Source organism: Curtobacterium sp. APC 4022 (genome assembly GCF_030407555.1).
Lineage (GTDB): Bacteria > Actinomycetota > Actinomycetes > Actinomycetales > Microbacteriaceae > Curtobacterium.
This window is the reverse complement of record NZ_JASDDD010000019.1, coordinates 1-12,803: the sequence shown is the minus strand read 5'-3', so window position 1 is coordinate 12,803 and position 12,803 is coordinate 1. Positions and strand designations below refer to the sequence as shown.

The following is a 12,803-nucleotide window of genomic DNA, read 5'->3' as shown; positions in this document are numbered from 1 at the left end:
TCGTCGTGAGGCCTGCTGCGTGTCAGCCGGCGTGTCAGCCGGCCGGTCAGCCGGCCGGTCAGCCGGCCGCGATCGGGTCCGCGCTCGCCGCCGCGGGGGAGACGTCGGCGAGGCCGAGCACGTCGAGCAGCCAGGCCAGCTCGGACGCACGCTCCTTCCACGAGTCGTACCGACCGCTGACACCACCGTGTCCGGCGGACATCTCGGTCTTCAGGAGCACCGGCGCACCGACCTCCCGCAGCTTCGCGGTCCACTTCGCCGGCTCGACGTACAGCACGCGGGTGTCGTTGATCGAGGTCACGGCGAGGATGCGCGGGTACTGCACGTCGTCGCGGACGTTCTCGTACGGGGTGTACTCGCTCATGTACCGGTAGACCTCGGGGTCGTGCAGCGGGTCGCCCCACTCGTCCCACTCGATGACGGTCAGCGGCAGGTCCGGGTCGAGGATGCTCGTCAGCGCGTCGACGAACGGCACCGCGGCCAGGATGCCCGCGAACCGCTCGGGCGCCAGGTTCGCGACGGCGCCCATCAACAGACCGCCGGCGCTGCCGCCCTCGGCCACGAGACGCTCGGGTGTCGTCCGGCCGCTGTCGATGAGGTGCTCGGCGACGGCGACGAAGTCCGTGAACGTGTTCTTCTTCGTCAGGGTCTTGCCGTCCTCGTACCAGTGACGGCCCAGTTCGCCACCACCGCGGACGTGGGCGACGGCGAAGACGACACCGCGGTCGAGCATCGACAGACGCATCACGCTGAAGCCCGGGTCGATCGAGTGCTCGTACGAGCCGTACCCGTACAGGTGCAGCGGTGCCGGGGCGTCCGCGTCGACGGCGTCACGGCGCCACACGAGGGAGACCGGGATCCGGGTGCCGTCGGACGCCGTCGCCCAGTCGCGCTCCTGCACGTAGTCGGCCGGGTCGTAGCCGCCCAGCACCGGCTGCCGCTTGAGCACCGTGACCGCACCGGTCGCCAGGTCCAGGTCGCTCACCTCTGACGGGGTCACGAAGGACGTGTAGCCCAGCCGGAGCGTCGGCTGGTCCCACTCGGGGTTGCCGCCGAGCCCGGCCGAGAACAGTGCCTCGTCGAAGGGGACCTCGTGGGCATCGCCGTAGCCGTCGCCCTCGATCGGGATGATCGCGATCCGGGGGAGTGCCTCGGAGCGGTACTCGAGCGCCAGGTGCCCGGCGAAGGCGTCCACCGACTCGATGCGTCGTTCGGTGTGGTGCGGGACGACGACGCGGCGGTCGGACCGGGACGTCGGGTCGTCGGCGGGGACGTCGACGAGCTCGAAGTTCTCGGCGCCGTCGTTGTGCAGGACGAGCAGGCGGTCGCTGCCACCGACGATGGCGTGTTCGATCTCGTACTCGACGCCCTCTCGACGGGGCCACACGACGCGGAACTCGCCGGTCGGGTCGGACGCGTCGAGGACGAGCGCCTCGGAGGTGATCTTCGACCCGAGCTCGATGACGATGTACTGCGACGAGCGGGTCACGCCCACACCGACCCAGTAGCGGTCGTCGGGCTCCTCGAACACCACGACGTCGGCGTCCGCCGAGGTGCCGACGGTGTGGCGCCAGATGCGGTCCGGGCGCCAGGAGTCGTCGACGGTCGGGTAGAACACGTAGCGGCCCGAGGGGTCGAACGTGGCGCCGGCCCCGGTGTTCGGGATCGTGTCGCCGAGGTCCTGCCCGGTCTCGAGGTCACGGACGGCCAGGGTGTAGCGCTCGTCGCCCTCGACGTCGACGCCGTAGACCAGCCGACGACCGTCGTCGCTGATGTCGTAGGTGCCGAGCGAGAAGAAGTCGTGCCCCTCGGCCAGGGCGTTGCCGTCCAGGACGACCTCTTCGCCGGGCAGGGTGCCGGCGCTCGCCGACCCCGCAGCATCCGACCCCGCAGTGTCTGCCTCGAGCGACGGCGGGGTCCAGTCGTCCGGCCCGCTGATCGGGGCGCGGCACTGCACGCCGTACTGGCTGCCCTCACTGGTCCGGGTGAAGTACCACCACTGGCCCATGCGCACGGGGACCGAGAGGTCGGTCTCCTGCACGCGGGTCTTGACCTCGTCGAAGAGCCGCTCACGTAGGGCGCCGAGGTGGTCGGTCTGCGCCTCGGTGTACCGGTTCTCGGCTTCGAGGTACGCGATGGTGTCCGGGGACTCCTTGTCGCGCAGCCACTCGTAGTCGTCGACGAAGTCGATGCCGTGGTGGGTCCGCGTACGAGGCCGCTTGGCGGCGGTCGGCGGGGTGGTCACGTCGTGCTCGCTGGTCACCGGCCCACCCTATGCGCTCAGGGTGGAGGCCCGACCCGGCTCCGGGGCAGCGGCTGCCGGTCCGACCTGCCCCGGTACGGCCCGCCCCGGTGCCGGCACTGCCGCCGCCCGGATGCGCTCAGCCAGCACATCGAGCTCCGCCAGCACGTCCGACGCCACCCACGCCCGGACGTGTCGTCGCTCGGTCACCGGGCGCAGCACACCCGCGTCGACCAGCTCGTCGATCACGGCGTCCGTCCACGGCAGGTCCGGAGGCAGCGCAGCGGTGATCGCCGCTTCGGTCAGCACCGGGTCTGCGAGCAGGACGCGCAGCACCGTCGAGTCGTGTGCCACCCGGGCCCCGCGACCCGCCGGGTGCACCGCAGCGCGGTCCTGCTCGAGCTCGTCCAGCCGGAGGGCCGCGTACTCGACCTCGTCGCACACGGTGCCGATCGCCGCGGCGACCAGGCGCACCACGCCGTCGACGTGCCCGTCCCGGTAGCGGACGAGTTCGGCGAAGTACCCCGCCCGGTCCGCCACGAGCGCCGCCGCGACCGGGACCACGAGCGAGGAGGTCAGTCCGCGCCGGCGGAGCACCGCGTTCACCAGCGCCCGGCCGATCCGCCCGTTGCCGTCGGTGAACGGGTGCACCGACTCGAACTGGGCGTGTGCGATCGCCGCCTGCACGACCGGGTCGAGGTCGTCGCGGTCCAGGAACGCGAACAGGTCGTCCATGGCGTCGGGGACGTCGTCGGCCGGTGGCGGGACGTAGGCGGCGTCCCGCGGTGACGCGCCGCCGCCGATCCAGTTCTGCACCTGCCGCCACCGCCCGGCCACCGGACCGTCGACCGGGTCGTCCCGCATGAGCACCGCGTGCGCGTCGAGCACCGAGCGCTCGGTGATGCCGCCCTGCCCGGCGTCGTCGATCATCGCCCGCAGTGCCGCGGTCGCGCCGACCATCGCGGTGGCGCTGCCGTTCGCGCGGATGCCGACCAGGGCACGGGCGTAGTCGTCGAGCGTCGCGTGCTCGTCCTCGATCCGGGAGGACGAGACGGCCTCGGTCCGGGCGAGCAGCAGGTCGAACGTCGCGGTGCGGTCGCCCAGACGTCGGTCGAGTTCGGCGAGCCGCTCGGCGACCCGCGACACCAGGTCGGCGGTGCCCGAGGACGGGGTCCAGGTGCGGTCGGCGATCCGCGGTGGCAGGGAGCAGCGGACCGAGCGGACCATCCGGTCGGCTCGTGGCGGCCGCCCGCTGCTCCGCCACGGTCGGGTCGTCGTCCGGTGCGCAGGCCAGCCGGGCCGGGTGTCGTCAAGGTGCATCGTGCCTCCGCTCGTCGGGTCCGACAGAAGGTACCGACCACCGAGCGCGCAGCACCAAGAACCTGTATTCCGTACACGAACTCCGTGGTGTCCGGCGACGGCATCGGTACCGTTGTGGGATGACTGACAACTCGTTCGTGATCACCGGTGCCCACGTCGTCCCCGTCGACGGCGACGCGTTCGACGGCGGCGCGGTCGTCGTGCAGGACGGCCGCATCACGGCGGTCGGACCCGACGTCGTGGCGCCCGACGGCCTGCCCGAGGTCGACGCTGCCGGTGCCTGGCTCCTGCCCGGCTTCGTCGAGGCGCACGGCCACGTCGGCATCCACGAAGAGGCGAACGGTTCGGCGGGCAACGACACGAACGAGATGACCGGACCGAACATGGCTGCCGTCCGGGCGATCGACGCGGTCGACATCGACGACGACGGCTTCCGCGACGCCCTGTCCGGTGGCATCACGAGCATCGTCGTGAAGCCCGGCTCCGGCAACCCGATCGGTGGACAGACCGTCGCGATCAAGACCTGGGGTGGCCGCACCATCGACGAGCAGCTCATCTCGGACGCCGTGAGCATCAAGAGCGCCCTCGGCGAGAACCCGAAGCGGGTCTACGGCGAGAAGGGGCAGACGCCCTCCACCCGCCTCGGCGTCGCCAAGGTGATCCGCGAAGCGTTCGTCGCAGCGCAGGACTACCGAGCGGCCCGCGATGCCGCCCACGCGAAGGACGAGCCGTTCACCCGCGACCTCACGAAGGAAGCACTGGTCCGCGTCCTCGACGGCGAGCTCGCCTGGGACCAGCACACCCACCGGCACGACGACATCGCCACCGCGGTCCGTCTCGCAGAAGAGTTCGGCTACCGCCTGGTCGTCAACCACGGCACCGAAGCACACAAGATCGCGGGCCTGCTCGCTGAGAAGGGCATCCCGGTGATCTACGGCCCGCTGTTCACCAGCCGCTCCAAGGTGGAGCTGCGCGATCGCGGCATCCCGAACCTCACCACGATCGCGGCGGCCGGTGTCCGGGTCGCGATCACCACCGACGCCCCCGTCGTCCCGATCAACATGCTCGTCACCCAGGCGACGATGGCGGTCCGGGACGGCCTGCCCCGACAGACCGCGCTCGAGGCGATCACCTCCGCGCCGGCCGACATCCTCGGCTTCGGTGACCGGGTCGGCCGCATCGCGGAGGGACTCGACGCCGACCTCGTCCTCTGGGACGGCGACCCGCTCGACGCCACCAGCCGCGCGCAGCGGGTGTGGATCGAGGGCAAGCAGGTCTACGCGTACGTCGACGGGCAGGGTGTGACGACCCCGCGCTGGTGACGACGCGGGTCGACACGTGACCAGATGACGGACGGGAGGCGCGGTGCGGGCCCGCACCGCGCCTCCCGTCCGACCTCGGGCTCGATCAGTCCGGGCCGGGCCGGCCCGGCCCGGCCCTGCCCTGTTCAGTCCTGGCGCGACAGCAGGAAGTCGTTGATCCGCTCGGTCATGCCGAGGTCCATCTCCTGCGGCACGCCGTTGACGGTGTGGATCGGCGCCGCCTGCCGGATGCTCGACACCAGCCACAGCGCGTCCGCGGCCCGCAGGTCGTCCAGGGTGACGAGTTCGTAGGCGGTCTCGATGCCCTCCTGCTCGGCGAAGCGGAAGACGTCGGCCTGCGTGGTGCCGTCGAGGATGCCGATGTCGGTGCGCGGGGTGACGAAGCGACCGCCGACGGACATGATGAGGTTGGCGCGGGTGCCCTCGAGGACGTAGCCGTCGGTCGAGATGAAGAGCGCGTCGTCGGCACCGCGTCGGACGGCCTCGCGGAGCGCCGCCATGTTGATGGCGTACGACAGCGTCTTCGCCCCCTGCAGCAGCCACGGCGAGGTCCGTTCGACGTCGTGCCGGTAGCCGCGGTCCAGCGTGACGACCCCGATGCCCTCGGTGCGGTCGCGGGTCTGGTCGGCGGACGGTGCGGCGTAGACCCAGCCGGTCGGACGGCCGAGGCCCTCGACGCCGCGGGTCAGGACGGTCTTGGCGTAGGCCTCGCGCACCGGGTCGAGCCGCGCGCAGGCGGCCTCGATGGCCTGGCGCCAGGCGTCCAGGTCCGGCTCGGGCAGGTCGAGCTTCGCGGCGGACCGGCCGAAGCGGGCGAGGTGCGCCTCGAGGGCCTGTGGACGGCCGTCGATGACCGTGATCGTCTCGAACACACCGTCGCCCCGGGTGAGGCCGAGGTCCATCACCTGGATGTGCTCCTCGAGCGGCTTCGCCCAGGTGAACGCGTCGGCCTCCGGGTCGTGCGGCGCTGCGGCGCGGGAGGGCTGGTTCAGGACGGCGAGGACGGTGTCGGTCATGCCCCCATCCAACCCCAGACCGGTGTCAGCGAGCACCGGTGTCAGCGAGCGCGGGTGTCAGCGAGCGCGGTTCTCAGCGCGCACCGGGCAGCGCGTCCATCAGCTTCCAGACCGCCTCGGTGAGTTCCGGGTGCTGGAGCGCGATGCGCCGGAGGCGGTGGTACTCCTCGCCGTGCTCAGTGCGCTGCCCCGATGCCGGGTGCGACGACCACTGTGCGCTGCGCTGACCGATGCGGACGTCGACCTCCATCGCCTCGGCACGGAGGATCAGGACGACCTGCTCGTCGACGCTCGGCAGCGTGTGCATGAAGTCCCAGGGATCGTCACCCTGCCGACACCGGTGTTCGACGATGACCGAGATCTCCTCGGCGGCTTCGGCGCGCAGCACCTCGAGGCTGCGCCCCGTCCTGCGTGACTCAGCCATGACGCCCCCACAGCACGCCTGCCATGCAACGAGCGTACGTCATCGGATCGGCCACACTGGACCACATGACGGACCGCGACGAGAGCAAGACCCAGCACCCGGCCGTCGTCGTCGTGTACCTCCTGCGGAACGGTCCGGACGGGCCGGAGGTGCTGCTCGGCGAGAAGCGACGGGGTCTCGGCACCGGTCGTGTGGTCGGCCCCGGCGGCAAGCGTGAGGGCACCGAGACGGCGGTCGAGACGGCCGTGCGCGAGGTGGCGGAGGAGGTCGGCCTCCGCATCGACCCGGCCGACCTGGAGGCCCGTGGCACGTTGGACTACCGGTTCCCGTTCCGCCCGTCCTGGTCCCAGGTCTCGGACGTCTTCGTGTGCCGCCGCTGGCAGGGCGACCCGTCGGGCGGCGACGAGCTGGAGCCGCGCTGGGTGCCGGTCCAGGACGTCCCCTACGACGCGATGTGGGACGACGCGCGCTACTGGTTGCCCGCGGTCCTCGACGGGGGCCAGGTCGACGCCCGGGTGGTGTTCGCGGAGGACAACGCGTCGGTCGCCGGGTTCACCGGGACGGGGATCGGCGAGCCCGTCTGAGCTGCCGCGCCGCACCTGCCGTCCCTGCCGCGTCAGCGTCGGCGCTGCCGGGCCGCGGAACGCTCGTCAACGTGCCCGTCAGCGTGCGCGCTGCGTGGGAGTGGTGCCGGTGCGCGCGGCTTCGGCCTCGGCCATGACGTCGGCGTCCCCGCTCTGCCCACCGAGCGGGCGGACGAAGAAGTCGACGACGCCGAACGCGATCGCGGCGATGAGGGCGAACATCGCCCAGCCGTCCCAGAGCCCGGCGACGCTGCGGCCACCGCTCGGCGCGAGCACGATGCTCGTGACGTAGGACAGCGCCGCGATGACGAGGAAGACGACGACGATCGTCATGAGCAGGCGGTGCCAGGCGGTTCGGGTCATGATCGGACCAGGATAGCCGTCGCCCCGGCGCTCATCGACGGGCCATCCCCGCCGGGCACTCACCGACGAGGGTTCAGCGGCTCGTTCTCGAGCCCGTCGCGGCCGCCGGTGAAGACGTCCCCGGCGGCACGTTCGTCCTCCCAGTCGTCGTCGCGCAGGACCTGCAGCGTGCCGGTCTCGGTCGAGATGAGGCCGTTCCGCTCGAGTTCGGCGTCACGCTGGCGGCCGAGGAACTCGCGGTTGGCGGTGTTCGCGTCCTGGAACATCGTGGTCCGGCCGGTGACGATCGCGCGGATCCGGCGGCGCTCCCACCACTTCTTGCCGAGGAACATCAGCACCAGCCCGGCCGCGGCGTAGCAGCCCATCGTGATCAGCCCGCGCTCCGGGCCCGGACCGACGCCGTAGAGCTGGTGCTTGATCATGTCGACCATGCTCGAGCCGACGACGACGTTGTTGAGCCACGCGAACGGCTCCGGCATGAACCACTTCGGGTAGGCGCCACCGGAGGACGGCATCGACAGGAAGACGAAGCAGATCATGGCGGGAGCGGCGATGAACCGGCCGACGAAGTAGCTGAGCCCGTTCACGGCCAGGCCGATCGCGACGATCCAGCCCCACGCGATGAGGACGAGCGGGACGAAGTGGCCGTGGATCGCACCGACGACCGGGCCGGCGAGGGTGTTCGTGATGAGCGAGATGACCAGACCGCCGGTGACGATGACCGCCATCCGGGTGCGGTGGCGGAGCGGGCCGCCCATGATGCCGATGAACATCGCGACCATGTAGCCGCCGATGCACCACGCGAGCATCACGTACATCCCGACCGTGCCGTACTCGTCGTACGCCGGCAGGGGAGCGAGTTCGGTCACCCGGGGAGCGGTCAGCCCGGCACCGGTCAGCACGGCGCTCAGGGTCGCCGGCACCAGGTTCGCGACCTGGAACTGGTGCGCGCTGGCCTTGAACAGCTCGTTCGCCGACGGGTCGTACGCGACGGCGATCGTCCCGGCGAGGACATCACGCTTCGCGCTGGCGAGCGAGTCGTAGGAGGAGAACAGGTACTCGCCCGGGAGCGCCTTCTGCACGGCTCCGACGAGGGTCTGGTCGCTGCCGACGATGCCGATCGGCACGTCGTGCGGGTGCGGGGCGTGGAACGCGAAAACGTAGCAGAGGCAGAAACCGACGATGAAGAACAGCGGCATCCACAGCTGGAGCCCGATGAGCTGAAGCGACGGGTGCAGGGTGGCGTACCAACGGCGGTAGCGGCCGATGTGTTGCTTCGGCGGCGGCGTGGGGCGTGCCTCCCGGCCGGGGCGGTGTGCCGGGCGTGACCGGTCGTCCGCGACCCGCGCCGTGTCGCCGGCGCTGCGCGTCGGGAGGTCGTTGTTCCTGCGTGCTTCGTTCCGCGGTGTGCTCACTCGGCGGTGCGCTCCTGTCCTGTCGTCTGGCATCCCAGGGTACGCCTGGGTACCGGAGTGAGGACCGGTCAGGAACGACTGCGGGAGGCCTGCGCCGAGTCCATCGCGAGTTCTTCCGCATCGAGGGTCACGAGCACGCGGCGCATGACCTCTTCGTCGAGGTTGCCCTTCTCGCGCTCCTCGAGGACGATCTCGCGCCGGCGGTCGAGCAGCTCGCGCCGGATGTCCTGGATCTGCGCACCGCGGAGACGCATCGGGGCCATGCGGTCCTCCGACTCCTCTTCCTCGGCGTCCTGCCGGAACGTCTCGGCCTGGCGTTCCAACCGGGCCTTCAGGCGGGAGACCACCGAGTCGACGGCGTCCGTGCCGTACCGCGTGCCCCACTCCGGACGGCGCTTGTCGAGCAGCTCGATCGCGGCGACGGTGGTCCGCTGGTTGAGCAGCATCTCGCTGCGCCGGTCCATGTCGTCCTCGCCCGGGTCCTGCACCTTGAGTGCGCGGATCACGAACGGCAGCGTCAGCCCCTGCAGCAGCAGGGTGCCGACCGTGACGATGAAGGCGATCACGAAGATCGTGTCCTGGGCGGGGATCTTCGTCGGGCTCGCGACGACCGAGACCGCGGCGGCCAGCGTCACCACGCCACGCATGCCGGTCCACGAGATGACCGTCAGTTCCCGCCAGTTGAGCTTCGGTTCGGCCGTGCCTCGGATCCAGCGCAGGGAACGGTGCCCTCGGGAGGCGCGGATCCGCAACGGACGGATGAACCGGCCGTGCAGGCGGTTGCGTGCGTACGACTCGAAGATGAAGAGCGGGCGGACCACGATCACCACCACCAGGACGACGGCCGCGGCGGTCAGCGTCTGGCCGAGGCTCCGCTCGCTCTCGACCAGGTCCTGCACGACGGTGTTGAGCTGCAGACCGATCAGCGCGAAGACGAAGCCCTCGAGGATCACGTCGACACTCGTCCAGAGCGGGCGCTCCTGCAGGCGGGTCGCGTAGCCCTCCTTGGGGGAGTTGTAGCCGATGTACAGCCCCGCGGTGACGACCGCGATGACGCCCGAGCCGGAGAGCTCCTCCGCCAGGATGTACGCCACGAACGGCAGCAGGATGCTCATGATCGTCTCGACCACCGGGTCGTTGATCCGCATCCGGATCCAGTGCACGACCACACCGAGGACACCGCCGACGACCAGGCCGACGCCGATCGCCAGGCCGAAGATGCCGAGGTCCTGCCAGATCGTCAGCGATGCGCCGGCGATGATCAGCGTGAACACCCGGACCAGCGTCAGGGACGCGGCGTCGTTGATCAGGCTCTCGCCGGACAGGACCGTCATCACCCGGCGGGGCAGCCCGAGCTTGCGGCCGATCGCCGCCGCGGACACCGCGTCCGGCGGCGCCACGATCGCACCCAGGAGGATCGCGGCCGGCCACGTCATGTCGGGGATGATCAGGTAGGCGGCCAGGCCCACGGCGAGCGCCGTGATGATGACGAGGAAGATGCCGAGTCGTCGGATCTGTTTGATCGACCCGCGGAAGCTCTGCCACGACACGTCGAGCGCCGCCGAGTAGAGCAGCGGCGGCAGGACCACCGTGAGGATGACCTCCGAATCGATCTCGATGTGCGGCAGACCGGGGATGAACGACACGCCGAGGGCGACCGCGGTGACGAGGAGCGGAGCCGGGAGTCCCCACGCTCGGGCGAACCCGGTGACGGCGAGCGATCCGACCAGCAGGATGAGCAACTCGGCGATGTCCACGGGTCCATCTTCCCATCCCGAGGGTGTGGACCTGAGCGGACGTGAAGGGCAGATGAACAACAGGTGTCCGTTCGGCTTGCCCGATGCCCCTCCGCCTGGGACACTTGCCCGCGGTGGACATCACGCTCATAGTCGTCCTGGTCATTGCGTTGGCCCTCTTCTTCGACTTCACAAACGGTTTTCACGACACCGCCAACGCAATGGCGACCCCGATCGCGACCGGCGCCATGAAGCCCACGGTGGCGGTCTCCGTCGCAGCGGTGCTCAACCTCGTCGGGGCGTTCCTCAGCACTGCTGTGGCGACGTCGATCTCGCACGGGCTCATCAACGAGGGACCCGGTGGCGTCGCCATCAGTCCGGAGATGATCTTCGCGGGGCTGATCGGCGCGGTGGTCTGGAACATGATCACGTGGCTGCGCGGCCTGCCGTCGTCGTCCTCGCACGCGCTCTTCGGTGGCCTCATCGGTGCCGCGATCGTCGGTGCTGGGTTCGACTCGGTCAACTACGCGGCGCTGCTGACGGTGGTGATCATCCCGGCCTTCCTGTCGCCGGTGATCGCGGCCCTGGTGTCACTGCTCGCCACGCGCATCGCGTACCGGATCACCCGGCGCCCGGTGTTCCCGAACGAACGCGGTGGCTTCCGCATCGGCCAGATCTTCACCTCGTCGATGGTGTCGCTCGCACACGGCACGAACGACGCGCAGAAGACGATGGGCGTCATCACGCTCACGCTCATCGCGTCCGGTGCCCAGTCGGCGAACCAGGGCGTGCAGTTCTGGGTCGTCGTGGCCTGTGCGCTCGCGATCGCCCTCGGCACCTACACCGGCGGCTGGCGCATCATCCGCACCCTCGGCTCCGGCATCACCGAGATCCGAGCGACGCAGGGCTTCGCGGCCGAGGCCTCGACCGCCGCGACGATCCTGGCCTCGAGCCACCTCGGTTTCGCGCTCTCCACCACGCAGGTGTCCTCGGGCTCGATCATCGGTGCGGGCCTCGGCCGCCGCGGGTCGAAGATCCAGTGGTCGACCGCGGGCAAGATCGTCATCGCCTGGTTCATCACCCTGCCGGCAGCCGCCGCGGTCGGAGCGATCGCCTCCGGCATCGCCCGCTTCGGCGTGATCGGCCTGGTCATCGACGCCGTCGCCGGTGGGATCGTGGTCCTCGGCCTGTACCTCTGGTCGCTGCGCAAGCCGCACGACTCGGCCATCGAGATCGACGTCGCCGCGAACGCCGTGCTCACCCGCAAGGAGCAGCGCGGCCTGCAGCGCAAGAAGCGTGCCGAGGCCGTCGCCGCCCGCCGCGCCGAACTGAGCCGTGAGCGGACCCTCCGCCGCATGGCCGGACGCAAGGGAGGCCGTCGCTGATGGGCATCGACTGGGGAGCGTTCCTGCTCGTGGCGCTCGTCGCCGTCGTCTCGGCCTGCTTCGTCGTCTCCGTGTACTCGGTCGGGCTGCGCTTCTGGAGCGCCGCCGACACCCGTGCGGGCAAGTACACCGTGAAGGACGACGGCACGATCGGCCCGGCCACCGCCGGCTTCCCCGACCCGAACGCCGCCGCCGGGGCCGTCCGGATGCTCCGGGCGCTCGCCGTGGTCTGCTTCGTGCTCTGCGGTGCGGCCGTGCTGTACGGCATCTACCTGATCGTGCCCGCCTTCCATTGACGCGCGGTACGTCCTCTCCGGCAGCGGCCGGCCTCCGGGCCGGCCGTTGCTGCGTCGTGGAGTGCGCCCGTCCGCCCTCGGTCACGCGAGCGGGCGGAATGCCAGGGGGCGTGGCGGACGGACCGCGCGTTCTGGCCCGCTCGCCGTCTGCGGGCCGGGAGGCGCGTGCCGGGCTGGTCCCGTGCCTCCCGTGCGCCCTGGCCTTGAGCGGGCGGAATGCCAGGGTGCGTGGCTGGCGCACCGCACGTTCTCGCCCGCTCCCCGCCACCCTGAGGTGAGCGGGCGGAATGCCAGGGTGCGTCAGCCGTGCGCGGCGCGTTTGTGCCCGCTCGCCGTCTGCGGGCCGGGAGGCGCGGGGCGGGCTGGTCCTGTGCCTCCCGTCCGCCCGGACCGTGAGCGGGCGGAACACCAGGTTGCATGGCGGACGGACCGCGCGTTCTCGCCCGCTCGCGGATGCCCCTGGGGCGAACGGGCGGAATGCCAGGGTGCGTCAGCCGTGCGCGGCGCGTTTGCGCCCGCTCGCCGTCGGCCCGACGGTGGTCGGCGGAAGGGAGGCGCGTGGTGGCTGGTGCCGCGCCTCCCGTCCGCCTCGTGCGTGAGCGGGCGTAATGCCAGGGGTCGTCGGCCGCGCGCGGCGCGTTTGCGCCCGCTCGCCTTCGGGGCGTCCGCGAGCGGGCGGAATGCAAGTGCCCGTCAGCCG

11 protein-coding genes are annotated in these 12,803 nt (G+C 71.1%); 4 read left to right on the top strand and 7 right to left on the bottom strand.

What is annotated here, in order from left to right:
* Positions 1–58 precede the first annotated feature (58 nt).
* On the bottom strand, positions 59–2,263 hold the full coding sequence (locus QL987_RS08215; protein ID WP_290157132.1) for a S9 family peptidase: 2,205 nt from the start codon (positions 2,261–2,263) through the stop codon (positions 59–61).
* A 9-nt stretch (positions 2,264–2,272) separates the two neighbouring features.
* Positions 2,273–3,469, bottom strand: coding sequence for a Fic family protein (locus tag QL987_RS08210; RefSeq protein WP_290157130.1), 1,197 nt, complete (start codon positions 3,467–3,469; stop codon positions 2,273–2,275).
* A 212-nt stretch (positions 3,470–3,681) separates the two neighbouring features.
* Between QL987_RS08210 and QL987_RS08205 the strand changes: the two genes are divergently transcribed.
* A complete protein-coding gene (locus tag QL987_RS08205) occupies positions 3,682–4,884 on the top strand; it encodes an amidohydrolase (protein WP_290157128.1) in 1,203 nt (400 codons plus the stop codon).
* 125 nt (positions 4,885–5,009) lie between these two features.
* Here the strand turns inward: QL987_RS08205 and QL987_RS08200 are convergent, their stop codons facing one another.
* Entirely contained in the window at positions 5,010–5,900 is an 891-nt protein-coding gene (locus QL987_RS08200) for an aminodeoxychorismate lyase (protein WP_290157127.1), read from the bottom strand.
* Positions 5,901–5,973: 73 nt separating this feature from the next.
* Positions 5,974–6,324 carry a tryptophan synthase subunit alpha gene (locus tag QL987_RS08195; protein ID WP_111076232.1) on the bottom strand — a complete coding sequence of 117 codons (351 nt, stop codon included), beginning with the start codon at positions 6,322–6,324 and terminating at the stop codon, positions 5,974–5,976.
* A gap of 65 nt (positions 6,325–6,389) precedes the next feature.
* On the opposite strand from QL987_RS08195, the gene QL987_RS08190 reads away from it, so the two are divergent.
* Positions 6,390–6,908 (top strand): NUDIX domain-containing protein, encoded by a 519-nt coding sequence (locus QL987_RS08190; RefSeq protein ID WP_290157125.1) that lies wholly within the window; start codon positions 6,390–6,392, stop codon positions 6,906–6,908.
* Between the two features lie 78 nt (positions 6,909–6,986).
* Here the strand turns inward: QL987_RS08190 and QL987_RS08185 are convergent, their stop codons facing one another.
* The 3 genes from QL987_RS08185 to QL987_RS08175 form a co-directional block, all read right to left on the bottom strand.
* Positions 6,987–7,271, bottom strand: coding sequence for a hypothetical protein (locus QL987_RS08185; RefSeq protein WP_111076234.1), 285 nt, complete (start codon positions 7,269–7,271; stop codon positions 6,987–6,989).
* Positions 7,272–7,330: 59 nt separating this feature from the next.
* Positions 7,331–8,686 carry an ABC transporter permease gene (locus QL987_RS08180; protein ID WP_111076235.1) on the bottom strand — a complete coding sequence of 452 codons (1,356 nt, stop codon included), beginning with the start codon at positions 8,684–8,686 and terminating at the stop codon, positions 7,331–7,333.
* A 68-nt stretch (positions 8,687–8,754) separates the two neighbouring features.
* The gene (locus tag QL987_RS08175) at positions 8,755–10,443 is read right to left on the bottom strand and encodes a sodium:proton antiporter (protein ID WP_290157124.1); all 1,689 of its coding nucleotides are present in this window, start codon (positions 10,441–10,443) and stop codon (positions 8,755–8,757) included.
* A gap of 113 nt (positions 10,444–10,556) precedes the next feature.
* On the opposite strand from QL987_RS08175, the gene QL987_RS08170 reads away from it, so the two are divergent.
* Both QL987_RS08170 and QL987_RS08165 read left to right on the top strand, forming a co-directional pair.
* Positions 10,557–11,807, top strand: coding sequence for an inorganic phosphate transporter (locus QL987_RS08170; RefSeq protein WP_290157195.1), 1,251 nt, complete (start codon positions 10,557–10,559; stop codon positions 11,805–11,807).
* On the top strand, positions 11,807–12,103 hold the full coding sequence (locus QL987_RS08165; protein WP_111076238.1) for a hypothetical protein: 297 nt from the start codon (positions 11,807–11,809) through the stop codon (positions 12,101–12,103). Before QL987_RS08170 ends, QL987_RS08165 begins: the two co-directional genes overlap by 1 nt.
* Positions 12,104–12,803 lie beyond the last annotated feature (700 nt).

What these genes read in the sequence shown, in the direction of transcription:
- QL987_RS08190 (WP_290157125.1), top strand. Translation starts at nt 6,390, where the DNA reads ATGACGGACCGCGACGAGAGCAAGACCCAGCACCCGGCCGTCGTCGTC.
- QL987_RS08205 (WP_290157128.1), top strand. Translation starts at nt 3,682, where the DNA reads ATGACTGACAACTCGTTCGTGATCACCGGTGCCCACGTCGTCCCCGTC.
- QL987_RS08185 (WP_111076234.1), bottom strand. Translation starts at nt 7,271, where the DNA reads ATGACCCGAACCGCCTGGCACCGCCTGCTCATGACGATCGTCGTCGTC.
- QL987_RS08200 (WP_290157127.1), bottom strand. Translation starts at nt 5,900, where the DNA reads ATGACCGACACCGTCCTCGCCGTCCTGAACCAGCCCTCCCGCGCCGCA.
- QL987_RS08165 (WP_111076238.1), top strand. Translation starts at nt 11,807, where the DNA reads ATGGGCATCGACTGGGGAGCGTTCCTGCTCGTGGCGCTCGTCGCCGTC.
- QL987_RS08210 (WP_290157130.1), bottom strand. Translation starts at nt 3,469, where the DNA reads ATGGTCCGCTCGGTCCGCTGCTCCCTGCCACCGCGGATCGCCGACCGC.
- QL987_RS08195 (WP_111076232.1), bottom strand. Translation starts at nt 6,324, where the DNA reads ATGGCTGAGTCACGCAGGACGGGGCGCAGCCTCGAGGTGCTGCGCGCC.